This is a genomic window from Calorimonas adulescens (assembly GCF_008274215.1).
Classification (GTDB): domain Bacteria; phylum Bacillota; class Thermoanaerobacteria; order Thermoanaerobacterales; family UBA4877; genus Calorimonas; species Calorimonas adulescens.
Map to the genome: position 1 here is coordinate 1 of NZ_VTPS01000021.1, position 25,760 is coordinate 25,760.

Annotated in this window: 25 protein-coding genes and 1 riboswitch; of the genes, 1 reads left to right on the plus strand and 24 read right to left on the minus strand. The window is 43.2% G+C overall.

Annotated elements, in window-relative coordinates; translation table 11 throughout:
* From FWJ32_RS11365 to FWJ32_RS11400, 8 genes are all read right to left on the minus strand, one after another.
* Positions 1-165, minus strand: a complete 165-nt coding sequence (locus FWJ32_RS11365; protein WP_162523612.1) for a hypothetical protein — start codon at positions 163-165, stop codon at positions 1-3.
* Between the two features lie 75 nt (positions 166-240).
* Entirely contained in the window at positions 241-1,026 is a 786-nt protein-coding gene (locus FWJ32_RS11370; RefSeq protein ID WP_149546081.1) for an ATP-binding protein, read from the minus strand.
* Between the two features lie 306 nt (positions 1,027-1,332).
* Positions 1,333-3,225 (minus strand): anaerobic carbon-monoxide dehydrogenase catalytic subunit, encoded by a 1,893-nt coding sequence (cooS, locus tag FWJ32_RS11375; RefSeq protein ID WP_149546082.1) that lies wholly within the window; start codon positions 3,223-3,225, stop codon positions 1,333-1,335.
* A gap of 22 nt (positions 3,226-3,247) precedes the next feature.
* The gene (locus FWJ32_RS11380; protein ID WP_149546083.1) at positions 3,248-3,664 is read right to left on the minus strand and encodes a 4Fe-4S binding protein; all 417 of its coding nucleotides are present in this window, start codon (positions 3,662-3,664) and stop codon (positions 3,248-3,250) included.
* 727 nt (positions 3,665-4,391) lie between these two features.
* Positions 4,392-5,990, minus strand: coding sequence for a Na/Pi cotransporter family protein (locus FWJ32_RS11385; RefSeq protein ID WP_149546084.1), 1,599 nt, complete (start codon positions 5,988-5,990; stop codon positions 4,392-4,394).
* 14 nt (positions 5,991-6,004) lie between these two features.
* Positions 6,005-7,147 (minus strand): DUF362 domain-containing protein, encoded by a 1,143-nt coding sequence (locus FWJ32_RS11390; protein WP_149546085.1) that lies wholly within the window; start codon positions 7,145-7,147, stop codon positions 6,005-6,007.
* On the minus strand, positions 7,116-7,967 hold the full coding sequence (locus tag FWJ32_RS11395) for a Cof-type HAD-IIB family hydrolase (RefSeq protein WP_149546086.1): 852 nt from the start codon (positions 7,965-7,967) through the stop codon (positions 7,116-7,118). Before FWJ32_RS11395 ends, FWJ32_RS11390 begins: the two co-directional genes overlap by 32 nt.
* A 101-nt stretch (positions 7,968-8,068) precedes the next feature.
* Entirely contained in the window at positions 8,069-9,421 is a 1,353-nt protein-coding gene (locus tag FWJ32_RS11400; protein ID WP_149546087.1) for an aminotransferase class III-fold pyridoxal phosphate-dependent enzyme, read from the minus strand.
* A gap of 96 nt (positions 9,422-9,517) precedes the next feature.
* Here FWJ32_RS11400 and perR point away from each other — a divergent pair, with 96 nt between their 5' ends.
* On the plus strand, positions 9,518-9,934 hold the full coding sequence (perR, locus tag FWJ32_RS11405) for a transcriptional regulator PerR (protein ID WP_149546088.1): 417 nt from the start codon (positions 9,518-9,520) through the stop codon (positions 9,932-9,934).
* A 12-nt stretch (positions 9,935-9,946) separates the two neighbouring features.
* On the opposite strand, the gene FWJ32_RS11410 is transcribed toward perR, so the two are convergent.
* The 16 genes from FWJ32_RS11410 to FWJ32_RS11485 form a co-directional block, all read right to left on the minus strand.
* Positions 9,947-11,110 (minus strand): pyridoxal phosphate-dependent aminotransferase, encoded by a 1,164-nt coding sequence (locus tag FWJ32_RS11410; protein ID WP_149546089.1) that lies wholly within the window; start codon positions 11,108-11,110, stop codon positions 9,947-9,949.
* 60 nt (positions 11,111-11,170) lie between these two features.
* Complete coding sequence (locus FWJ32_RS11415; protein ID WP_162523613.1) at positions 11,171-11,752, minus strand: histidine phosphatase family protein; 582 nt, start codon at positions 11,750-11,752, stop codon at positions 11,171-11,173.
* Positions 11,749-12,477 (minus strand): adenosylcobinamide-GDP ribazoletransferase, encoded by a 729-nt coding sequence (gene cobS, locus FWJ32_RS11420; RefSeq protein ID WP_149546091.1) that lies wholly within the window; start codon positions 12,475-12,477, stop codon positions 11,749-11,751. The genes FWJ32_RS11415 and cobS overlap by 4 nt, the downstream gene beginning before the upstream one ends.
* Before the next feature lie 8 nt (positions 12,478-12,485).
* Positions 12,486-13,040, minus strand: coding sequence for a bifunctional adenosylcobinamide kinase/adenosylcobinamide-phosphate guanylyltransferase (gene cobU / locus FWJ32_RS11425; protein ID WP_149546092.1), 555 nt, complete (start codon positions 13,038-13,040; stop codon positions 12,486-12,488).
* Complete coding sequence (locus FWJ32_RS11430; protein ID WP_149546093.1) at positions 13,033-14,067, minus strand: pyridoxal phosphate-dependent aminotransferase; 1,035 nt, start codon at positions 14,065-14,067, stop codon at positions 13,033-13,035. Before FWJ32_RS11430 ends, cobU begins: the two co-directional genes overlap by 8 nt.
* Positions 14,048-14,992: an adenosylcobinamide-phosphate synthase CbiB gene (gene cbiB / locus FWJ32_RS11435; RefSeq protein WP_149546094.1), complete on the minus strand. Its 945-nt coding sequence runs from the start codon at positions 14,990-14,992 to the stop codon at positions 14,048-14,050. The genes FWJ32_RS11430 and cbiB overlap by 20 nt, the downstream gene beginning before the upstream one ends.
* Positions 14,985-16,454, minus strand: a complete 1,470-nt coding sequence (locus tag FWJ32_RS11440) for a cobyric acid synthase (RefSeq protein WP_149546095.1) — start codon at positions 16,452-16,454, stop codon at positions 14,985-14,987. Before FWJ32_RS11440 ends, cbiB begins: the two co-directional genes overlap by 8 nt.
* A 17-nt stretch (positions 16,455-16,471) precedes the next feature.
* Positions 16,472-17,245, minus strand: a complete 774-nt coding sequence (locus tag FWJ32_RS11445; RefSeq protein WP_149546096.1) for an ABC transporter ATP-binding protein — start codon at positions 17,243-17,245, stop codon at positions 16,472-16,474.
* A gap of 1 nt (position 17,246) precedes the next feature.
* Positions 17,247-18,266: a FecCD family ABC transporter permease gene (locus tag FWJ32_RS11450; RefSeq protein ID WP_149546097.1), complete on the minus strand. Its 1,020-nt coding sequence runs from the start codon at positions 18,264-18,266 to the stop codon at positions 17,247-17,249.
* A gap of 11 nt (positions 18,267-18,277) precedes the next feature.
* Entirely contained in the window at positions 18,278-19,207 is a 930-nt protein-coding gene (locus FWJ32_RS11455; RefSeq protein WP_149546098.1) for an ABC transporter substrate-binding protein, read from the minus strand.
* Between the two features lie 137 nt (positions 19,208-19,344).
* Positions 19,345-19,509: riboswitch (cobalamin riboswitch) on the minus strand.
* Between the two features lie 71 nt (positions 19,510-19,580).
* Positions 19,581-20,069, minus strand: a complete 489-nt coding sequence (locus FWJ32_RS11460) for a methylated-DNA--[protein]-cysteine S-methyltransferase (RefSeq protein WP_149546099.1) — start codon at positions 20,067-20,069, stop codon at positions 19,581-19,583.
* Between the two features lie 16 nt (positions 20,070-20,085).
* Positions 20,086-21,483: a VanW family protein gene (locus FWJ32_RS11465; protein ID WP_162523614.1), complete on the minus strand. Its 1,398-nt coding sequence runs from the start codon at positions 21,481-21,483 to the stop codon at positions 20,086-20,088.
* A 34-nt stretch (positions 21,484-21,517) separates the two neighbouring features.
* Positions 21,518-22,288 (minus strand): methyl-accepting chemotaxis protein, encoded by a 771-nt coding sequence (locus tag FWJ32_RS11470; RefSeq protein ID WP_149546101.1) that lies wholly within the window; start codon positions 22,286-22,288, stop codon positions 21,518-21,520.
* 46 nt (positions 22,289-22,334) lie between these two features.
* On the minus strand, positions 22,335-22,949 hold the full coding sequence (gene nth, locus FWJ32_RS11475) for an endonuclease III (RefSeq protein ID WP_149546120.1): 615 nt from the start codon (positions 22,947-22,949) through the stop codon (positions 22,335-22,337).
* Entirely contained in the window at positions 22,946-24,040 is a 1,095-nt protein-coding gene (queG, locus tag FWJ32_RS11480) for a tRNA epoxyqueuosine(34) reductase QueG (RefSeq protein ID WP_162523615.1), read from the minus strand. Before queG ends, nth begins: the two co-directional genes overlap by 4 nt.
* A gap of 5 nt (positions 24,041-24,045) precedes the next feature.
* On the minus strand, positions 24,046-25,740 hold the full coding sequence (locus tag FWJ32_RS11485; RefSeq protein WP_149546103.1) for an ABC-ATPase domain-containing protein: 1,695 nt from the start codon (positions 25,738-25,740) through the stop codon (positions 24,046-24,048).
* Between the last annotated feature and the right edge of the window lie 20 nt (positions 25,741-25,760).

Below are 25,760 nucleotides of genomic sequence, written 5' to 3' on the forward strand. Positions count from 1 at the left end.
TTAAAGAGTTTTTACAGGCGTTAAATAGAAATCAAATATCTTTTCGGCTGCTTCCCGAGCAGGTACATCGTTGGGTAGCTGCACCAGCGGTATGCCACGCCACTTACGTCTTTTAAAGCTTCCATGACCGCTTCCGGCAGGGTTGGGTGCAAATGAATTGTCCATCATGAATTCATCCACAGCAATTCTTCCGTTTTCTAAAAGTAATTTCAATGCCGTTTTCAGTAGTTCATAAATTTTTTATAAGGTTGACTTCAGTCTTGATTCCAATCCCTCCTTTATCATCTTTACCTCGTGAACATTTTTATTGCTCTGCTCATAAGGTGAAACTCCTAATCTATCAGCATATATGAAGTTCTCGTCATAAGACAAGAATCCAATCACCGGTATATCGTCACATGAATCTATAATAAAAGCTTTTTCGTCAGAGCTTTTTATTTTATTTCCCACCGCAAATATGTTTTTGATGCCGATATCCCGGGCAAGCTTTTTTATAGACTTCAGCGTCTGAATGCTCCTTTTCCCTGGCTCCACAACCACCAAAAAAGCATCTACAGATTTGGCAGTGGCTCTGCCCAGGTGCTCTATACCTGCTTCCATATCCAGTATTAATACCTCATTTGCCTTGAGTATGAGATGACTCATAAGTGCCTTCAAAAATGCATGTTCAGGGCAGGTGCATCCACTGCCTCCTTCTTTCACTGTACCCATTACCAAAAGCTTCACATTATTGTGGGTTACGCAGTATTTTTCCGGTATGTCGTCAACTCTTGGATTTAACCTGAACATCTGGCCAACCATTCCTGGTATTGCTTCAGTCCTTTGGGCTATCAAATCCCTCATCTGGGAAAGCGGGACGATTTTCTCCACTATCTCATCAGGGAATCCTAGAGCTGACGCCAGATTAGGATCAGGATCCGCATCTACAGCCAGCACTTTGTATCCGTCATCAGCATATGTCCTGGCCAAGACTCCTGCCAGTGTGGTCTTCCCCACCCCACCCTTACCGGTAACAGCAATCCTCATGGAATCACCACCTCAATAATCATCCTAGTCGTGTGCATAACTCAAACTCATTGAAATAACTGACTTTAATCTCATACCCATTCACAAAACTACTGCTTCACCTAATGTTCTTGACGATAAAGCCGCAGTCCCCTTACTCAAAGACACTCATTCCTGGCTTCCCCTTGGCTGAACCCTCTTCACTGCTGACAAAGGCTATGATATCAGAGATATTTATAACTTCGTCCGCAATGTGCTTCATGGTCACTGTTTCATATTTGTTTCAAGGCTTTTTCTCCTTAAAATCTTTAATTATGCTCATGTCTATTATATATCCAGTTGTTTCCTTTTAACCTCTATATGGTCCAATATCTTGTGGGCGGCTTTTATCGGATCGGACTCTATCTCAAATCTTCCTCCATAAATATTTTCCATGTCGGAGGTCAGATATTTCGTGAGATTTTCGGAACCAGTAATTTGCGGTGTCACTCCCAGCACCACATATATTCCGGACGCCACGGCGTAAGTGCCGATAGACAGCGCCTTTTCCGACATCCACTCGGGAGCTGCAGCTGCCACAGGAAGGTCTTTTATATCCACATTCATGTATTTTGATATTATTGCAAGTAGCTGTAGAATCCTGCTTATGTCTACACAGGAGCCCATATGAAGCACAGGCGGCACTTTTAAAAGTTCGCAGCAGGTGGCAAGGCCCTTCCCGCATAATTTTACAGCGTCCTCGCTCATGAGTCCTGCTTTAATACACGCATGGGCACCACATCCTGTGGTGACAACAAGGACATCGTTTTTTATAAGCTCTTTAGCAAGCAATACATGACTTTGGTCAGCAGGTACCCTGTGGTTGTTGCAGCCAACTATGGCTGCCACTCCACGCAGTACACCGGACTTTACGGCGTCAACCAGAGGTTTTACAGTACCCGACTGGTGGGCAAAAGTGTTAGTAATACCATCAAGAGCTCTGATTATAGACTCTACACTGTAACCTATTCTGCCTGTAACCTTTTCCTCCGGCACAAGCACATTGTCTGTTCTATTCTTAAAGTTCATTACAGCTTCCAACACTATTTTTCTAGCACATTCTACAGAATTTTTTTCGTCGAACTCCATATGAACGGCACCAGGTATCTTGGCTTTACGAGATGTGGTAATAAGCTTGGTATGATAGCATTTTGCTACCTGAGGAAGTGACGGCATAATGCACTGCACATCTACCACCATCGCTTCCACAACACCTGTTACAACTGCCAGTTCCTGTTGAAAGAAATTGCCAGCCATCGGGATTCCGTGCCTCATTGCCACTTCATTCCCGGTGCAGCACATTCCTACCAGGTTTATCCCTTGCGCTCCCTCTTGTTTTGCCGCTTCAATCAGATCAGGGTCATTTACCGCCAAAACCAAGGCTTCAGACAAAGTCGGTTCATGACCGTGCACTACTATATTCACACAGTCCTTTTTCAATACTCCCAAATTTGCTTCCACTTCATGAGGAACTGGAGTCCCAAACAATATGTCCGAAAGTTCGGTACCGATCATCGAACCTCCCCAGCCATCGCTCAACGCTGCCCTGACAGCAGCCGTTATAATGTTCCTGTAATCCGCATCGCACCCCATATGCGTGGAATGAAGTACCTCCACTATGTCCCTGTCGATGGCCCTGGGCGTGACATCCATGCTTTCCCATATTTCCTTACGCTTTTGGGGAGCTCTTTCAACAAATTGTAGGTGACCAAACGGTTTTCCAAATTCATTCAGAGCTTTTTCAGCGACTTTTGATGCTAAATCTTCAACGCTTCGGCCTTCGGTTTGAATTCCCCATTCTTCCGCCAGCGCCCGCAACTTTTTTTCATCCTTTATCGGCCGTTTTTGCTCTGCTGCATAATGAAGCGCCTCCGCGATATCCCTTCCATGGTCGGAATGTGCGGCAGAGCCTGCTGCCACAGATCTTGCAAAATTTCTCGAAGCTATGGTGTCTTCGGTAGCACCACATATTCCCTTTTTAGGGCCGTCCGGCGATATTTTCACTATGCGGCAAGGCCCCATTGAGCAATTGGTACAACAAACTCCCATCTCACCGAAGCCACACTGAGGCTGCATGGCAAGAGCCCTGTCCCACACAGTTTCTATCTTGTCATCTTTTGCCTTTTTTAAAAGAGATGGTATAGCTGTCTCATCTTTGACATATGATAATTCATCCTGCATAAAAATCACTCCTTATGATACATTATACTGCCTTTACCTTCAAAGCTTTGGTGGGGCAGGCTTTTGCACATAGAGGCCCATCGGATTCAGCACATCTATCACACAATGTAGGAAAAGGACCCAGGATTATGGCTCCAAACGGGCACGCTTCCTCGCACAGTCCGCATCTCGTACATGTGAAATAATTTACTTTTATCGTACCATTCTTATCTTTCGTAAGGGAATTTGTTGGACATCTGGCAATACACCTTGGATTTTTACATAACTTGCACTGCTCCAGTTTGATTTTCCCACTAACCTTTCTTATTCTTATTCGTGCAATCCTGTTTTCCTTTATGGCACCAGCAAGGTCCTTGGTTTTCGAATGGGCTATAGCACATGCCAACTCACAGGTTTTGCATCCAAGACATAAATCCTTATCAAAAGAAATATTTACCATAGATACCCCCTCTTCATAATTAACTGTTATTATTTTAACAATATTGCTTCTTACAATACCTTCCCTATTATTTTGTTGATTATAATAAAATCAACTCTCTTTGAAACTGCTATTCTAATGTAGAAAACGTGCCTTTGATACAGCTTTAATTTGTCAAATATGCTATGTGCAGCACTAAATGAAAAACTATCTGCCATTTGATGTATTGATAAATTTCTTACACATAAATTTGATAGTTAATTATCTAACTTATTTTTAAGAAACTTAAATCCGCAGAAATATTTTTTGCATCGTATATGTATGTTTATAATTGTCAGCAACCTTCCCCACCTTCCTATATATATACATGTATATACATCTTGTTTCTACATATATATTATAACTCATTTATCAAAAAAAATCCACTAGAATTTTTTCAATTGATCGTGTTAGTTTGTGTCAAGTAGTTTTAAGTTTTTGAAAACCTTACCACCACTCTGCAAGATATTAGCAACAAAGTCAGCCTCTTCCAGCAACAATCGAATCTATTCTTGAAATAGGTTATCAACGGAAGTATGTCATCCCTGCGTTCCCTGAGAGGTGGAATATGTCTCCCAATTGTGCCATTATAAACATTATAAACCAGTTCAAAAAGGCTGGGTACAAAGCAAAATCATATTTGTTTACATATAAAGACCTCTGAACCGAGCCTCTGAAAAAATGCACAGCATATTGAAATATCATATCTTTATTCGTAGGCCATATGAACTATATTTGCAGAATGGTCACCGATCCTCTCTAAATTGCTCAACAAGTCAAGATAGACAACCCCAGAAGATGGTTCACATTCGCCTTTATTTAGCCTTATTATGTGATTATCCCGGAGCACCTTTTCCATCCTGTCTATCTCTTTTTCCAGCTCAAGTACGTTTTTGTAAAAATCTTCTCTGGGGTTTTTCATTACACTAATTGCTTCTTCTACAGCCTCATAAGCTATGTTGGTCATGCCTCTGAGTTCTGATATGGCAGCATTAGAATATTTTAACCTATTTTCTATGCTGTATTGAGCCAACTCAGCAATATTATCAGCGTGATCTCCTATCCTCTCAATATCGTTTACTATGTGAAACATTGATGTTATTTTCTTTGACTGTTCTGGCGAAAGGGATGCATTGGCAATCTCAACTAAATATTTAGTTATTTCTGACTCAAGCTGGTTTATGTACCTTTCACGCTCAAAGACCTCTAAGCACTTTTTTGAATCATTCTCAAAAAACGCTTCCATCGAGGTCTTTAGGTTTTGCAGGGATATATATCCCATCCTTATGACTTCTTTGTATGCCTGCACTACAGCTATGGAGGGTGTCTCCAGTATCCTTTCGTCTAAATACTTCAAGCCCTTTTCTTCCACAATCACATCTCCAGGGATGAGATATTTGACAAGCTTTACAAGATAATTAGAAAACGGTAACTGAATTACGGTATTTGTAACATTAAAAAGTGTATGGGCATTGGCAATCTGACGTGCTACATCTGCGGATGTAGTCTTCACAATAGCTGTTACCGGACCCAGTATAATCATGAAAATTATAGTTCCTATTATATTGAAAAATGTATGTACCAAGGCTGCCCTTCTTGCTGTTTTATTTGCACCTATGCTCGAAAGCAAAGCAGTAACTGTAGTACCTATATTATCACCAAAAAGTACAGGTAGAGCAACTTCTATAGGTACAAGACCCTGAAAGGCAAGTGCCTGTAATATACCTATCGTAACGCTGGAGCTCTGGACTACCGACGTCATCAATAGTCCAACCAGAACACCCAAAAACTTGTTGTGGCCAAGTATCAATATCAGGTTAGTAAATTCCGGGACATCTTTAAGGGGCTTAACTGAGCTGCTCATGAGCTCCATCCCCATAAACAAAATGCCAAATCCGATTATTACTTCACCAACCTGTTGCTGCGACTTTTTAGGACTAAAAAACCAAATTGCTACACCTATAGCCACAGCAAGCGGGGCGATATCTGAAAGTTTAAATGCAATTAGCTGTGCAGTAACTGTTGTACCTATATTAGCACCCATTATCACTCCTACCGCCTGCTCCAATGTCATAAGGCCGGCATTTACAAAACCAACTACCATAACAGTGGTAGCAGAACTGCTCTGTATGATACCTGTTACAACAATACCAACAAAGACACCCATCACCTTGTTGGTAGTCAGGATTTCAATAAAATGCTTCATCCTATCTCCAGCGGCCTTCTGAAGACTATCCCCCATCAAACGCATACCATAAAGGAAGAGGGCCAGGCCGCCCAAAAGTCCCGTAATCATTCCTATCCCCATAATATACCTCCAAATCATCTCATAAAAATAAATCTACTGAGCAAAGGTCTTTTTACAGATACAGCTTTATACATACATAGCTCCTGACAGCAAAAACAACTTATGCAGCCATTATAATTTACATGGGGTCTGCCATCAATCATTGTGATAACCTTTGCAGGGCAATTAGCAGCACAATCACCACATCCCCTGCATCTGTCAAAATCAAATACAGGTCTTGGTCGGAGATATCTTTTGACAAATGGTTTTATAAAAGCAGGTACGCTATTAGACAACATATCTGTCGACCTTCTGGCGGGGATTATAAAATCTGTAGCCTTTAAATCCACTGTGTCATCCCCAATAATCTGGAGCTGGTTCAAGTCATATAAACCCCTCTCTATGGCAACCGCAACAGTTGGTACCTCCCCTGTTTTCAGGCCAATCAGGCCAATCGCTGCCCCATCAAGATAAAATGGGTCTGATGATGCCAATATACATCCAAGTTTCTTAGGACTGCCGCCAGATGGCCCTTCGCCCTCCATAGCCTCTACAGCATCCATCACGATTAAATGCGGTTTCACAGACATACATATATCAATCAAGGCATCAGAAAAATCTTTTAAGTCAGGCATACGGACATGGTATTCTGCCTTGAGGTTTCCTGGTATGCAGCCAAACATCAGCTTGACTGCACCTGTAAATGTCGTCAGTGTATGGGTTTTAAGTTTCGGTATAGATACGATAACATCAGCATCTGCAACAGGTTTAATCACTGTAATGTTTTTCAATATTTTGCCGTTAGGATTGGGTAACTCCACTACAGACGTGTCCAGGTTCAGCTCTGCCCCTGTTTTTTCTGCTACCTTATCAATCCCACACACCCTGTATGTGGTCTTTAAAGTTCTTTCATTATATGAACCCCCAGGACTATCGCCTATTATAACCCTCCCACCTGCCTGCTGGATTTTCTTGACTACGGCCTCTATAACTGCCGGGTGTGTGGTAACAGCTTCCTCAGGTTTCTTTTTCATAAGCAGATTTATTTTCAAAAAAACCTTATCCCCTGGTTTTACATATTCTTCTATGCCACCAATGTCTGCTATGGCTGCAGATACGGCATTATCCACTTCATACTGCTCATAACTACTGCATTTCCTGATAGAAACCTTCCCCATGCTGATCCTCCAGAATAATTTTGTTTAAAGCTTTCGCAACACCATCCGCATCTTCAGAAACAGTGATATAGTCTGCCATTGCTTTGACATCATCTCTTGCATTTCCCATGGCTATGCTAAAACCCGCTATCTTTAACATTGGTATATCATTTTCACTATCCCCTACCGCTATTGTCTCAGCCATATCAACCCCGATAAAATCGGCCAGTTCTTTAAGCCCTCTGCCTTTGTTTACATCCTGTGCAGTGACCTCTATATTAATTGATAATGAACTGCTCACCTCTAAATTCAACCTGCAAAGTTCATCCCTTACCTTCATTAGCTTGTCATTATTATCATCAATAATGACAAATTTCAACATATCAATATTCCCTCTTTTTATAAGTGCTTTTAAATCACTGCAAATTACAAACTCAGTCCTATCCTCCTCTGGAAAGAGTTCATTGCCCTTTAAATACACCGATTGTCTATATACTTTCTTTTCCGAGTATATCTTGGTTTTATCAAAAAAATAATAGTATACATCAAACTTCCTGCATACATCGACGAGCTTCAGTGCCTCATCAACAGGTATACGATGAATAGCAATTTCATTAAATTTCTCATCCGTTATATATGCACCATTACAGGATATAATAAAGACGTTCCCTCCGAGTAATTTAGCATACGCCCGTGCAGATAAGAATAACCTGCCAGTACAAAAGGCTATCTTTATCCCCAGGTTTCTTATTCTGTCAAGTACATACATATTTTTTTCAGAAATAAATTTGTCCGAGTTTAAAAGCGTACCGTCCATATCCATTGCCACCAGTTTGTACATAAGCTTTACCCCCAAATTATATAAAAACTGCCGTATAAATTATACTATAAGTAGTCCAATTAAAAAAGGCCCGGTTTTTCGGGCCATGAAAAATAATTTATTTATTTTACCGCCTGTATGGCTCTTTCCAGTCTGTTCAAAGCATCTTCTGCTTCATCCATTGTGTAGTTTAATGCAGGCAAAAGCCTTATGGATGATGTGCCCGCACCAAGAATCATAAGCCTTTCTTTATTTACTGCATTGTAGAGTATCTCATCCCTCTTTTCAGGAGATATCTTCTTGGTCCTCTTATTTTCTACAATCTCTATGCCCATCATCAGCCCTATCCCTCTCGCATCACCGATTATCTCATATTTATTTTTCATTTCATTTAACCGTGCCAGCATATATGCGCCTACACTCTTTGCATTCTCCATCAAATTGTGCTTCTCAATATAATTAATCATAAACAGAGACATGAGGGCCATCCTCGGCTCAGCAGAAAAGGTTTCAGAGTGTCTGGAGCCTTTTGTAAACATCGGACTCCTGCCTATGGTAGCACCCATTGGATATCCAGCACCCAGGGCTTTTGCTGTACATATAGTGTCTGGAGCAACATCATAGTTTTCTACTGCCCACCATTTTCCTGTTCGTCCTATACCTGCCTGTACCTCATCACATATAAGCTCGGCCGCATACTCATCAGCAACCTGCCTCAACCCTTTTACAAATGATGCTGGAGGCACTATTATGCCGCCTTCTCCGGATATTGGCTCGAACAATATGCCGGCAATGTCTGTCCCTTCCTGTTCTAGAGCCCTTCTTATCTCATTTACGCAGTATGCCTCTTCCTTACATTCCTCCGGAGTCATATGGTAAGGACATCTATAGCAGTATGCATAAGGTACCCTGACAATCGGCAGGGCCTGAGGAAAATAGTTTCTCTGCGTAGATTTGGAGGCTGTGAAGGAAATAGCATATCCTGTCCTCCCATGGAATGTGGGCCTGAATCCAACAAATCTGAACTTATGAGTCCTGTCTATAACTGATTTAATGGCTGTTTCAACAGCCCTGGCTCCACTGGTTGTAAAAAACACCTGCTTATCCCAGTTGCCTGGTGCTATGGAGGCTAATTTTTCTGCCAGCAGGGTCTGAGGTATGGCATCGAAGTCCTGGCAGGGAAACTCTTCTGCCACATCTTTAATCTTCTCCTCAAAGACAACCATATCAGGGTTTCTAAAGCCTATTGCCCTTACTGCAACACCGGATGTTACATCTAAGTATTCATTCCCCTCTATGTCCTTAAGTCTATTTCCCTTTGCTCCTGTGTGGTCAAGGACGGGATAAATGCCTCTATCCTGAGTGGATATACCTATTATTTTTTTAGCTCTTTCAGCCCAGTACTCTGATGTCATTGGCGCATCCTTTACCCCTGGATAAAGTTCCTCTAAGATTTCTAAATCTTTCTTGTCCATCTTTAAACCTCCTAAAATTTAATTTGACTAAAATAGTCAATAGACTTATAATAAATATAATAATTGTTATCCTCTAATAAAGGGTGGTGAGAAATTATGGAAGATGCAGCATTACTGCTAAAGAAAAAAGGAATAAAAGTCACGCCACAGAGACTGGCAATATACCATCTGTTAAAAAACACAAAGTCTCACCCAAGCGCAGATGTCATCTACAATAGTCTGTCCACTCAATTTCCAACAATGAGCCTGGCCACTGTGTACAAGACCCTTGATCTATTAAGCCATATTGGACTTATTCAAGAGTTAAATGTCGGTGAGGACAGTTTCAGGTATGATGCCAATGTAGAACCCCATCCACATATAATTTGTCTGAAATGTAAAAAAGTCGAAGATGTGGAAAACCATTTCACCGAGGAGTTAAAGGAAATCATATCTAAGAAAACAAATTATAAGGTAGTCTCACAACAACTCTATTTTTATGGATACTGCCCTGAGTGCAGTAAAGGGGATTAATACATCCTCTTTTTATAACTTTTTCAAGAAATCCCTCATTCTCTTTGCAGCTTCTTTGAGATCGTCCATGGAACTGGCATAGGATAAACGTATAAACCCTTCACCGTTTTTCCCGAAGGCAGTGCCAGGTACAACCGCTACCTTCCCCTCGTATAGGAGCCTGGTAGCAAACTCGTCAGAGGTAAGGCTTGTATTCTTTATGGATGGGAATATATAGAACGCCCCCCGTGGTTCAAAACAATGAAGTCCCATGTTCCTTACCTCATCAAGTAAAAATTTTCTCCTCTTGTCATATTCCTCTACCATATTTTTTATGTCATTATCGCCATTCTTTAATGCCTCTATAGCAGCATACTGTCCCATTGAAGGGGCACATGTAACTGTATATTGATGTACTTTTACCATTTCTTTTATAAAGCCCTCCGGCGCAGCAATATACCCAAGCCTCCAACCAGTCATGGCATAGGTTTTGGAAAAACCGTTTACAGTTATTGTTCTATCCCACATATCCGGCAGGCTGGCAAAGGACGTATAGTCCACACCATAAGTGAGCTCACTATATATCTCATCGGATATGACAATAAGGTCACGCCTCTTTACCACCTCTGCTATGGCAGCCAGTTCGTCTCTTGTCATTATGGCGCCGGTCGGATTATTGGGATAATTAAGTATCAGGACCTTTGTCCTCTCCGTTATATTGCTCTCCAGTATATCCGGCCTCAATATAAAGTTATCCTCTTCAAAGGTAGGCACAAACTTCGGCACCGCCCCGGCCATAATGACACACGGCTTATATGTAACAAAGGATGGCTGTGGTATTATGACCTCATCCCCCTCTGATACCAGTGCGCGCAGAGCCGTATCAATGGCCTGGCTTACACCTATGGTCACTATGATCTCTGTATCTGGGTTATAGGTTATGCTGTGTCTTCTGGAAAGAAAATGGGAAATCTCCTTCCTCAGTTCTAAAAGTCCCATGTTGTGGGTATAAAATGTATGTCCTTCATTTAGAGCCTTAACTGCAGCGTCTATTATATGTTTTGGCGTTACAAAGTCTGGCTGGCCAAGACTCAGAGATATGGCCCCTTTCACCTCTCCCGCCATGTTGAAAAAATGACGTATTTCAGAGGTTTGAATTGATTTTACCCTGTCTGATAAGTACCTTTCCTGTTCCATTTGTTCACCTCTTTTTCTATAATTATTTTATATATTCTACATATTTTTTAAAAATCCTCTTTAATAAAATGGATACGGTTTATAAACCGGTGCATTCTTTCCATTTAATTGATAAAATGAGGCATAGCTGCAGTCAATGTTAAAAAACTGGCGCACATCATCATACCAGATTTTTGATATCACAGACTTTATAAACCCGGCATGGGATACAAAGAGGATATTGCCGGTAAATTCACCAGCATATCGTTCAAAACATGCAGCAGATTTATTTATGTAATTTACTACATTATCCCCTTGAGGAAAGGTAAACAAAAGAGGCCTGGCCATATATTCCTCCCACTCCTCCCGATATTCCTTCTCAATTTCGTTGTAACTCAGTGCCTCCCAGAGTCCAAAGTCAATTTCAGCAAGACATTCCTCTATAATAAGTCGTGTATCCTTCTGCAAAGCTATCTGTTCAGCAACGCCCCTGCACCTTTTAAGTGGACTGGATATCACCATATCGAGCTTTATATCCTTGAAATATGCTTTTATTCTTTCCGCCTGTTTCAGACCGTTCTCAGAAAGTTCGGCATTTGTCCTGCCTATGTATCTTCCCTTTCCCTTTATTTCAGGGTGCCTTAAGAGATAGATGCTTCTCACCACAACACCCCCATTATGTCTCCTGTCAGAAGGAACACTATCTCGGAAATCACGAGGGAAGCTCCCAGCACATCCCCGTTGATCCCGCCAAGGCGTGACGACATATTTTTTGCAAACATCAATGAGGCCGCTATGGAGGCTACAGATGGTACAACAAACCTCATGCCAAGCAGAAAAAAGCCAATTATACATGATATAGATGTTGCTATGGCCAATTCCCTTATGCCAGCACTCTTGCTGAAGAGATACCCGAGTCCCTCATTCTTTGCGGGTTTATACAATGATGAAACCACAGTCATTGTCCACCTGCCGGCTATTGGGAAAAAAAACAGAAACCTATAGTCTGCAGACCTTAAAAGGGTAAAGTAAAAAAGGAGTGCTATAGAGACAGACGCAGCAGCAAAAGTGCCAATTCTGCTATCTTTCATGACATTCATAAGCGCTTCTTCTTTTTTACCACTGGCCAGGCCATCAAAACAATCAGCCATACCATCCAAATGAAACCCCAGTGTAAGATAGACATACATTGTAAGAGCAAGCAAAGCGGCAATCTCCCTGCCAAGTGGTTCTGTCAGGTATATTATGCCAGCAACCACACCTCCTGGTATTATGCCAACCAGAGGGAAAAAGGCCGTACACCTGGAAAAGTCATCATCCTCCGGTTTTAAGTCAATATATACCGGTGTCCTGATAAGAAACATAATAGCCATCAATAAGTGCTTCATCGTCAAAATTACCCCTTTATCTTGACAGCTATACCTGATACCATAAGATATACAGTGTCGCTGATCTCTGCAAGTCTCTGGTTTACAAAGCCGGCGATATCGCGAAATGCCCTGCCCAGTGGATACTCAGGGACAAGCGACATACCCACCTCATTGGTGACGATGATAAACCTGCCCTCAAAGCACCTTATACCATCTATAAGCTTGCCTATCTCCCCCATTACCTCTTTCTCCGCCCTGTCAAAGTCGGACATCGACGCCTTATCCCAGTCTATATTTAAGTCCAGCATTAAATTACTCACCATGACGGTAATGCAGTCTAAGAGTATTGCCTTTGAGTGGCTGTGTCCAGCTATCACCCTGTCCAGATCCCTGTATTTTTCCACAGTAATCCAACTGTCGGGCCTTCTCTGCCTGTGCTTATCTATCCTGTGCCTCATCTCAACATCCACAGGAATGGATGTGGCTATATAGGTAACCGCATCAAAACCTGATGCCAGTTGTTCCGCCATGCGGCTCTTGCCCGACCTTGCCCCTCCGGTAACCAGTATTGTTTCAGCCATTTAACGTCTCCTCCAGTGCAATTAATAATTGTTCATTGAGCCCCCTGTCCTTAACAGCTATCCTTATAAACCTCGTATCAAGGCCAGGTATGTTGGAAAGGTCTCTTATTAGAAATCCTTTTTCTATCATCCTTGCCTTGAGTTCCGTTGAGGTAATAGAATCCAATCTTATCATAAAAAAGTTGGCACAGGATGGATAGGTATATATCTTTTTTATCCTCTTTAGACGCCATGCCATGTATGGTCTTTCTTCATTTATCCATTCCCTTGTCCTGTTAATATAATTGGTATCGAAAAAAATGGGTCCGATCCTTGAGGCAAAGGCATTTAATGGCCATGATGGCTGCACTCTTTTAAGTTTTGATATGACTTCCTCCGAAGAAAAGGCGTACCCCAGCCTCAGCCCAGGCATTCCAAAAAACTTAGTGGCGGCCCTCAGAACAATGAGACCAGTATATTCCGATATGTATTCGGCCATCGTGTAGCCCCTCTCAAAGCAAAACTCCATGAAGGCTTCATCTACTATAACATAGGCATTTTCCCCTCTGGCCTGGCCAATAAGGTCCAAAATTACTTCCCTATCATACAGGACACCAGTGGGGTTATTGGGATTACATATAAATACCGCATCATAGTCTAAGCCATTCAGGTCTACTTTGTCTGGCTCAAAATCGTGCTCCTCCTTGAGATAATAGACTGTGGGCGAGGCCCCATGGGCCAGAGAGGCCAACCTGTATTCGTCAAAGGTAGGGCCAATTATTATAGGCCTCTTTATACCAAGCCCTGCTATTATAATGTGTATAACCTCGGAAAGGCCGTTCCCAACCATGACATTTTCACATTTAACCCCCATATATTCTGAAATATTCCTTGTTATATCCCTGTTCTCCTCATCAGGATAGCATGTAAGCAAATCAATATTCTTTAAAACCGGTATCGCAGAATCAGGGATCCCCAGTGGATTAATGTTCGATGAAAAGTCTACAATGCCTTCCCTTCCATAAATATCACCACCATGCACCTGCATATAAATACCTCACCCCGCAAAATATTATCATGGTAACAAATCCTGTGGCATAAGCTAAATGCACTGCATTCCTTATATCTTCCCGCTCAAGCTCCTGTCTCTTGCCTCCGATAATTGGCTTCTTCGATGGCACGCCATTGTAATAGTTGAGGCCGCCAAGCTTTATACCCATAGCACCAGCAAAGCACGCCTCACCATGCCCGCTGTTGGGTGAGGGATTTTTAAGCCTGTCACGCATGCCCACGCTGAGAGACTTATTAAAATCCATACCGATGAACAGCGCCGCCGTGGGTATAAGGAAAAGGGACAGCCTTGCAGGCAGAAAGTTCAAAAGGTCGTCGGTCCTGGCAGATGCCCAGCCAAAATCCATGTACCTCTCATTTTTGTATCCCACCATAGAATCTAAGGTGCTCACAGCCTTAAAGGCCAGGCCGGCTGGAGCTCCAAAAAGGATAATATAGAAAAGCGGGGATATAAAACCATCCACTATATTTTCTGCCACCGTCTCCACCGCAGCCCTTATTATCTCATTCTCATTCAAGCAGTCCGTGTCCCTGCCCACTATCATTGAAAGATTTTTCCTGGCCATAACCACATCATTGTCCATGAGGCTATGGTAGACTCTCATGGCCTCATTGCCAAGGTCTCTCAGAGATAAACAAAAAAATATCATTAAAATATCCACAATATGGTACAACAGCCGGTACGGGGACAGTACTTTTAATATACTATATGGTATTATCCATGCAGTAAATGCAGTCACGGCAAGAAGCACAAGACCAGTAAGGCGTTTGGGCAGTTTGACAGGGTAGAGGACACCCTCCACAACATTTATAAGCCTCCCTATAAGCCTTACAGGATGTAATAAAAATGCAGGGTCTCCAAGAATAAAGTCAAGGACAAATGCTATTACAACATCAACCATTCAACAGGTCATATACCGTATTCATATCAATGGAGGCCCTGACCATTTCTGCAAGCCTGTTGTACTCTTCCTCTTTTTTTGCAATGTAATCCACCTCAACATCTACCGGCTTGAGTCCCTTGTATCTCCTGATGTTGTTTATAACCCCAAGCGTAAACCTGTGGTTTTCAAATATCCCATGTAGATATGTCCCCAAGGCCCTTCCAGAAAAATCTACTGCTATCAAGCCATTTTGGGATACAGTATATTCATCCTTTGGGGGCGTCCTGCCCATGTGTATCTCATATCCGGTCACCTCTACACCATTTAGCCCTGCTGTAAGTCCCCTTTCCTCCGTTATATAGTCCCTTGAATTGATGGTTAACTTTCCAGGCTCAAATATGGTCTCCAAACCAAATATGCCAAGTCCCTCAGCATCTTCACCACTTTCCAATCCCAGCGGGTCACTTATCCTTCTTCCCATCATCTGATATCCCCCGCATATGCCTATTACACAGGCACCTTCATTATAAAGCTCAACTATCCTCTCTGCTATACCACTATTCTTAAGCGCATTTAAGTCCCCTATGGTGTTCTTTGAGCCCGGTATTACCACAAGGTCAGGCCTGCCAAGCTCCTCTACGCTTTTTACATACCTGAGGTTGACACCGGGATAGTACAGGAGTGGGTCAAAGTCAGTAAAGTTCGATATATGGGGCAGATATATGACGGCTATATCCACATCGCCGCCCCTCGATATATTGTGCTCTGAGGGTGTATCCTCCTCATCAATCCTCAAATTCATATAGGGTACCACACCTATTGTGGGCAGGCCTGTAATATCTCTCAACATGTCCAGGCCAGGCCTCAGTATCTCATAGTCCCCTCTAAACTTATTTATAATAAACCCCTTTATTCTTTCCCTGTCTTTCGCGGGCAAAAGCTCCAGTGTCCCCACAAAAGATGCAAAAACGCCACCCCTGTCTATGTCACCCACCAGGAGCACGGGACAGTCTATAAGCCTCGCCATTCCCATATTCACAATATCATTCTCCATGAGATTTATCTCAGCAGGACTGCCCGCTCCCTCCAGTATTACATAGTCATATTCACTCTTAAGTTCGATAAATGTCTCATACAGCAGCTCCCTTACCCTTGTCTTATACCCCTCATACCTCTTGGCATCCATATCGCTCATGACCTTTCCCATAACTATCACCTGAGACCCGGAGTCAGAGGTCGGCTTCAGCAGGATAGGGTTCATCCTTACATCAGGCCTTACACCTGCAGCCTCAGCCTGCATAGCCTGAGCCCTTCCCATCTCCAGGCCGTCATAGGTAACATAGGAGTTCAAGGCCATATTCTGAGCCTTAAACGGTGCCACCTTAAAGCCATCCTGTTTCAATATCCTCAACAGTGCTGCAGTCATTATACTCTTACCTACATGGGAAGAGGTACCCTGTATCATTAAACACCCTTTCATACTGTCTACCTCCTGTGCTAAACCATCTCTAATTCAGGAATCACAACAGAATAGTCTCCTGCCTCTATCTTTGCTTTAACACCGTATGTCTCATATATGTTTTCACTGCTGACAACCTTTTCTATCTCTCCTTCGGCTATTACCGTCCCATTTTTTATAAGTACGGCCCTGTCGCAAAAATTAAGCGCAATATTAAGGTCATGCACTATGGATACCACTGTCATCCCTCTGTGCGAAAGTTCCCTGACAAGCCCCATTATATCAAGCTGGTATTTTATATCCAGGTGTGACACAGGCTCGTCCAGCAGCATTATTTCTGGCTGTTGCGCAAGCGCTCTGGCTATCAAGACTCTCTGGGCCTCACCACCGCTTATCTCATCCATCCTTCTGTCCTTTAGCTCATACACACCACAGATCTTAAGGCACTCCTCAACAACCCTCCTATCCTCCTCCTTTTCATTGCCGAAAAAATCCATATAGGGGCTCCTGCCCATCATAACCATCTCATACACAGAGAACCCAAGAGAATTCACAGCATCCTGAGGCACAAGACCTATTATCCTTGCCCTTTCTCTGGGCTTTAACTTTACTATATCCACACCATTTATAAAGACAGTACCGGCATCAGGCTTGTAATAGCCTGAAAGATGCCTTAAAAGCGTAGTCTTCCCGGCCCCATTGGGACCCAGCATTCCGGTAACCGTTCCCTGTGGCACACTGAAGGTAATTCCATTCAATATAGGCTTCTCATCAATGCTAAAATTAAGGCCTTTTACATCAATAACATTCAAATCAATTCATCCCCTTGTTTCTCTTTAAAAGATAAATAAAGAACGGTCCCCCCAGCAGGGCAGTAATGATACCAACAGGAATTTCAACCGGTCTTAAAATGTACCTTGCTATCGTATCGGTAAAAACCATAAATCCTGCCCCAACTATTAAAGTGAGGAAGAACAACCTGCGATTGTCCGGACCTGCGATTATCCTCAATATATGCGGAATTACAAGCCCCACAAAGCCTATTATCCCGCTTACAGACACGCAGGCTGCAGTCACCAGGGATGATATGATAATTATCCTTACCTTGGTCCTCTCCACGTCTACCCCCAGGCTGGAGGCGGTCTCATCCCCGAGGAGCATTAAGTTGAGCTCTTTCATATAAAATACAAGGAAAAGTACGCCGATAGAGACAAAAACCAGACTAAATTTTACCTTGTCCCATGAGGACGACACAAAACTGCCCATGGTCCAATATACAATTTCCTCCATATCATCATGATCCAGAAACATGATGAGCGACATCCCTGCAGTAAGAAGATTTCCAAGGGCAACACCCGATAGCAGAAGCGTGGTTGGGGGTATCCTGCCATTCACCCTTGATATCGTAAGAGCAGTAAAGCTGACCAGCAGTGCCCCTACAAACGCAAACAGATTTATCATACCTATGCCCCAGTAACCACCGTCTAAATGCAGTGCAATAGCCACAGATGCACCAAAAGCTGCTCCGGAAGATACGCCTATAATATAAGGGTCTGCAAGCGGATTTTTAAAGACTGACTGATATGTTAATCCAACAACGGAAAGCCCCAGCCCAACTATAAGCGCCAGAATTGTCCTTGGGAGCCTCAGATTCATTATAATGTTTATATGTGACTGAGGCACGTCAAGCAAGGATCCGGAAACCCTAGAGAAAAGTATCCTTACTGCCTCCACTGGGGTAATGCTGGCACTCCCTATAATCAGGCTTGCCACAATGCATATCATTAAAAAAACTATTGAAACGCTCAACAAGAAATAAAATCTGCCCTTCATATCTTTACCTTCTATTTGAAGACTTCAGGGTGAATTATCTTTGCCAACTCGTTTATCCCCTCAAGTATCCTCTCTGTTGGCCTGGTGATAATGTTCTCATCTATTACAAATATCTTCCCATTTTTAGCTGCGTTTGTCTCCTTATAACCCGGTTTTTCATTGAGTTTGTCCACATCGCCGGCATGGTTTGTGGCTATAATGATATCAGGGTTATGTTCCACCAGCTTCTCAAGGCTGTAATCCTGCCATCCTTCAACATCAGAGGCTACATTTTCACCACCCGCTATGTTTATAGCAGCATCGATAAAGGTACCCTTGCCGGCAGTATAATTGCTCTGGCCCACGGAAACCGCAAAATATACCTTGGGCCTATCCCTGTCCTTCACCTTTTCCTGTATGCTGGATATACCATCCTTGATTTTTTTAATAATTTCTTCGGCTTTGTCCTGTGTTCCAGTGATTTTACCGATCATTTCATAAGATGTGTATATATCATCAAATGAATCAGGAACTGTTATAATGACCGGTATGCCCATCTCCTCTAATTTCTCCGCATTCTCTTTACCAAAGGTGCCATCATCCACAAGCACTACATCTGGTTCCGCCCCAGCAATAGCCTCTATATTTGGTGTCGAAAATCCACCCATCTTGGGTTTTTGACTTACCTCAGGTGGATAGTCATCATAGTCCGACACGCCAACGATTTTATCGGCCAGGCCCAGCTCATACAGGATCTCAGTATTGCTTGGTGCCATTGAGACAATCCTTTGAGGCTCCTTCTCTATAGTAAATTCCCTGCCCATAAAATCCTTTATGGTGACGGGAAATGCCGAATTGCTCTGTGCCTGCTGCGATCCTGTCTGTCCTGTGCTGTTTGAGCCGCAGCCTGCAACTGACAGCACCAAGAAAGCAATAAGCATAAGTATACCTATCTTTTTCATACCCACCCATCCTTTCATTAATCAATTAATCAAATAAGAAATCGATTGCCTCTTCTATTTTTACAGTCATAAAAAAACTACCTACCCCTCCGGGGTAGGTCTTATCTTCTTCACCATTACCTTACCTCCCCTCCGAAGGTGTACTTCTGGCAGTGGCAGGTCTCCTGACTTGCACTTCATCTTACTCCCCAGACCTTCCCCGAAATACGGGTGGTGTCACCAGGGTTTCATCCATGCTCACAGTAGCGGGGGCTGTAGTGGATTTTAACCACTTTCCCTTAACCACTTGCCATATTCAATTTGATGCTGCTGTAAAATCAGCAATCGTTCCATCTTGATTATAGCACCGTATAGAGATACTTGCAATGAATGTTTACACAGATTCAAGCTCAAGCAGAAATCTTTTCACATCCAGTCCCAGCCCAAAACCAACCAGGCTGCCGTCTTTACCAATAACCCTGTGACAGGGTATGACAAAGGGGATGGGATTGGAACCCACCGCCCTCCCCACCGCCCTTACTGCTTTTGGCCTTTCAATCCTTTCTGCAATCTCTCCATAACTCACTGTGCTGCCATATGGGATTCTGGTAAGCTCCTGCCACACCTGCCTGCAAAACTCAGTCCCCTCAAGATACACAGGTAGGTCAAACTCAATTAATTTCCTGTTAAAATAAAGGTCTAACTGTCTCGCTGTCTCATCCAAAACCCCATTATGTCGTTCAAAAACACTATCATGCTTTTTTTCAAGGTCATTCAAAAATCTATCGTAATCTGTATCTATTCGTATAAGCATGTCAGCATATGAAGCAATATATACTGTGCCAACCGGCGTATTGGTATTAAATGCGATGAACTCTATCATAACACTATAACACCTCTTATAATTGACTATCAGTTTGCGGAACTGACGCATTTCCTGAGCCACTGCCGCCAGAATTGCGTCTGATTATAGCATTCACAGGCTTATAAGTGTCTGTATACATGAGCTTTTTTTCGATTAACCTGTTATTTTTATCATATACCATCTTGTACACCTTTACCCTATAGCCCTTATGCGCCTCCCTTTCCACGACCTCTGTGCCAGGTGGAAGGGTTTTATCTTCTTTATACTCTGTCACGGGTTCTATAACTTCAAGTACCTCGGTGCTCAGGCTTACCTTTTGACCTGGAGACATGTTCTTCCCATAGATGTCCACAAAAAACCTGTTGGAATTTACGTAAGCCCTTATATACACAGGATATTTGGAGGTATTTTTGAACCTAAAGTCCAGGACGTCTCCTGATATGGTTGCATCCTGGCCCACCGGCACATAGGCCACGGGAAATGAATGATGGTGCCTCTCTGTGACTGACAAATTGGCCCTGACAACTGCATTAAATACAGTGGTTGCTATCTGGCATACCCCACCGCCATAATCGGGTATCAGTTTACCATTTATTATGACCGGTGCCTCAAGATATCCGTTTTCCTTTATTCTTGGGCCCAGTACCTTATTTAAAGAGAATTCCTCTCCGGGGAGCAACAGTTGTCCGTTTATTGCACTGGCTGCAGTCTTCAGGTTTAACGTCCTGTTCACATCAGCAGGGTTAAACACAGTGGAGTACTGGCTTATAATATCTTTTACCGAACTCAGCATATCCTCTGTGATTCTGGGTTTTATCTCTTTAACCGGGAGGGTCAGCTGCCCATAGGTCATCTTCCTCTTTAGCATCTCTAAAGAACCCTCTATATCCAGTTCATAGCCAACCTGATGGGGTATCACCTCGATAATATTGTCCCCTTTAAAGGCAATTCTTGCGTTTACAGCAGGCTTGTCTATGTCTTTTGCTATTTTTTGCAAGGTTTCCCTTGCCTTATCGTCGTCGATTACTGGTTTGACTTCATAATTTACATATACTTTTCCCATCCTTGCCCCGGCAATGTTTTTCAGGTTGATAAGCATGTTCCCCTGCCGTCCAAATGCATATGCCTCTTCTGCAGCCCTTTCATAATCATAGTGGCCTATATCCCTCAACGTGATGTTATACTTCTTATTCAGCACATCCAGCACTATCTCCTGATTTGTGCTGGCATATGACTGTTCTAGAAAGCTCTTCAGCCTGTCTAATGTCATGCCGCCAACATCGACCCCATCCACCCTCACGCCTTCATAAACCACCGGCCTGCTCAGGTATATAATAATATAAGTGAGAATAAATACAGATACAGCTAACACAACTAGCAAAAGCACAAAACCCACCCTGCTTCTGCCGCCGTTGGTTACATTGTTGGACACCATCTATGCCTCACCCCAATAAAATCATCATGTATTAACTGATATTCTTTAATAGTTCATTTAAAGCATTGGAAACGGACCCTGATGCCTCTTCCTGTCTGTTTGATATCTCTTTCAGTTCATTTATCTCATTACTCATTGACACAAGTTGTGATTTTATATTATCTATGGTATCAATGATATTGCCGTAAGAGCGGTCCGTGTCCCTTGTAAGGTTTTGAATCTCGTTGGCGACTACTCCAAACCCTCGGCCATACTCGCCCGCCCTGGCCGCCTCGATTGAGGCATTGATCCCAAGTATCTTTGTCTCTTTCGTTATTCTTTTTATTGATTCTACCAGTGAGTCTATCTTTTCAACATTTTTACCCGTCATCTCCATACATTCAAATATAGCGTTGGTCACGGTGTTTATTCTTTCAATCTCCTGAAAAAGTGACCTGATATTAGAAGCAATGACCTCGCCTTGGGTTTTCAGGTTTTCCACCTGCATATCTAATTTCTCTATAACGCTCATCATGATTCTTGCCATTGCAGAATCCATTACCCTTATATTGCCAGCCAGTGCCCTCAGTCTTTCCAACACATCCTCATTCCCAGTCACCTCTATGATAAGGTCGGGGTTAAACTCCAAAACCGACCCAATGTCATTGCTGGTATTTATACCTATCTCTTTAGCAAATTTCATACCTGGTGCGTCATCATTGACATCAATCACACTTATCACAGACATAACCTCTGAGTCTTTAAAATGCTTGAGTATATTATATCCTCCCTTGCCTCCTCCAACCAGAACGCTTCTTATCATAGTACCCCCCTCTTAAGAGTATAACATATTTTTATAAAGTAAATATTTAAGAAATGGTTAAAAAATACCTGCAGAGGCTGTTTACAGGACATCTATCGCACTGGGGTTTTCTTGAATGACAAATGTTTCTTCCGTGATAAATTAAAAGATGATGAGATAGAGACCACATCTCCACTGGCAACAGAGCCATCAGGTCTTCCTCAACACGCTCAGGGGTTTTACCGTCTGACAGACCCAGCCTGTGCGAAACACGAAACACATGGGTGTCCACACCTATAGCCGGTATTCCAAAAGCGTTGCTCATAACCACATTGGCTGTCTTCCTGCCAACGCCCGGGAGCTTCATAAGGTCATCTATATTGGATGGCACCTTCCCTCCAAACTCTTTCACTAAAATTCTGCATGTTTCCAATATGTTTTTTGCCTTATTGTGATAAAAGCCGCAGGACCTTATCTGTTTTTCCAGTTCTTCCTGACCGAGTTTGAGGTAGTCCTCAGGTGTCCTGTACCATTTAAATAATTCCCTGGTAACCTCATTTACCCTCTTATCTGTGCACTGAGCGGATAATATCGTCGCTATCAAGAGCTCAAAAGGATTGGAAAAATTCAGTGCGGTCCTGGCGTCAGGATATGTCTTTTTAAGAATATCAAATATCTTCATTGCCCTTTCTTTATCCAAGAGATTGCCTCCTCAATTTCCCTTCTCACTTCGGAATCTTTTTCTATTTTAGAGGCCTCATACAAAATTCCAAGGGCCTCTTTTCCCATTATCCTTGAGATTGCCCATGCTGCTGTGCCCCTTATAACAGGTCTTTCATCTGATAGAAGTCTTATTATGTTTTCGGCCTGGCCCTTGAGCCTCATATTTCCCGCTGCAATAAGCCCATTTCTCTGAATCACTGTCCTCCCTCTCCACCCGGCCGATGTGTTCTTAAAGCTCTCCTTAAACTGCTTACTATCCATAGACAGGATAAACCCTATGTCCTCCATATCATACGGTATATCCTGTGCCAGACAGGAATTAACCGGCAGGTCTACCCTGTTATAGGGACACGCTTCCTGACACGTATCGCATCCATATATCCTGTTTTGAAGTCTTTCTCTAAACTCGGAGGGAACAAACCCCTTCATCACTGTAACATACGAAAGGCACCTCTTTGCATTCAGCACATAAGGGGCTGCGATAGCCCCTGTTGGACAGGCCTTTATACATCTGTCACAGTCTCCACAGGCATGCATAAGGGGCACGTCTGGCAAGATATCCAGATCAGTCAATATCTCTCCGAGGAAAATCCACGAGCCCATAAAGGGGTTTATAATTGAGCAGTTCTTACCAAAAAAACCAACCCCTGCCCTCCTGGCTATCTCCCTATCCACAAGCGGGTCGTTGTCTGCCAAACACACCGCCTCCGCATTGTACTCGCATTTCAGATAATCTACCAGCTCACCCATCATCTTATCAAGGATAAGATGATAGTCTCTGCCCCGTCCCGACTGCGATATCATTCCCTTGTTCTTCTCAGACCTTTTCGTCCCACCATAATATATCCCTACAGAAATTATAGACCTTGCCTCAGGTAGGACCTTTCTCGGGTCTATCCGTTCCTCTATCCCGCCTTTTTCAAGCCCTGACAGATACCCCTTTTCTCCCCTTTCCTTTAGAACGTCTGCTATATCAAACACATCGGCACCAGTAAACCCCACCACGTCAAAGCCTATGGACAGTGCATATTCTCTTATCTCATCCTTCACACATATCATCTCACCGTCTTAAAGCCCCTGTACCTGTTAAAAGCTGCTGCGATCTCATATCTCCTTGGCCTGGCCATGTTACCCGGGTGCCCCTTAAATGGAGAAATGCATGAAAGGCTGTTCTCGTCAATGTCCGTCAGGACCCTGTCAATCACCTCTCTTAGAGTAGCCCTGTCATCTATGTACCGGTCCCTGGCATACCGAATTATGTTTGCTATGGCCGCAGTCTGACTGTCATCAGCTATCTGTTCCACCATGCTCAGGTCCACCGTCTCATATCCCATCCTGATATTTTCAAGGCCCTTTGACTGTATCTTATCCTTATAGCCAGCATTAAGGCTTCTTTTCATGGGTACCCTCTCCTTAATACAGGTAAAGTCCGGCGCCTTATCACGCTCTCTGAACGACCTTATTTCCTCAGCTATCTCCTTGGCTCTAACAGTGACATCATGCGGCACAAAACCATCCATCATTATAACCCTGTCGCATACATCAAAGTAATCACCAGCACCACCAAGCACCAGCACAGTTGAGACCCCTTTATTTTCATAAAGCGCCCTCACACTGTCTAAAAATGGTGTAATTGGCTCCTTCTCTGCGGAGACCAGCCTCTGCATTCTGGCGTCCCTTATCATAAAGTTTGTAGCACATGTATCCTCATCCATAAGCAGTAACGAAGTGCCAATCTCCAGGGCCTCAATGATATTTGCTGCCTGGGATGTGCTGCCGCTGGCATTCAATGTGGAAAAAAATCTCGTATCCTCCCCGGTCGGTATATTGTTAATGAAAGGCGATATGTCCACATTTTCAATGTATCTTCCATCCTCAGCCCTTATCTTTACTGCATCGTCCACGGTGATGACATACTCCCTGCCGTCACCAGGAATATGGTTGTATACACATTTTTCGAGAGCCTTAAGCAGGGTACTCTTGCCGTGGTATCCTCCGCCTACAACGAGTGTCACCCCTTCGGGTATACCCATACCTGTAATTGTCCCCCTGTGCGGCAACATTATGGATACCCTCATAGTATCCGGAGACCTAAACGGTACAGCATTTTTAAGCGGCCTCTCACTTATTCCACTCTCCCTCGGAAGTACAGCTCCATCAGCCACAAAGGCTACCAGTCCCATATTACGAAGAACCCTCCTTATATACTGCTGGTCCTGATACAGATCTATAAAATCCACAGCCTCCTTCCAGTCTATACTCCCAAAGAAAAGTGAATTTTTTACTATACTGGGAATTGTCTCTGTAAATATCTTAACTGCTTCCCTTCCAAGGATTCTACGTCCGGCAGCGGGCAGCCCTACCTCAAACCTTGCCTCTACATACTCCTGTGCAATGTGCATCGATGTCCTCTCCAGTATCTCCTGCCGGCCACAGTCAATGGATATCAAAAAGCTCCTTCCTGTGCCCCTTCCCCTGGTGTTATATTTATTTATACTTTTTGAAAACTGCCTTGTGAGATAATCGCTCAAGGCCACCACACTATCCCTGTCAGCTGTATAATCGGGTGGGAACGTCTGAGCCACCCTTACCCTCAACCTTGAAGGCGGTGCAAAGGGGTCACTCTGTACATGGTCAATATAGAGCAAAAAGCCACCCATGTCGTATTCTCCCTCTATATCCTTATAGGCCTTATAGCCCTTACCATCTACTCTATCGAGTGTTTCAACCAGTTCTTCTCTTGTTTTCATGTCAAACACCTCCACTTATA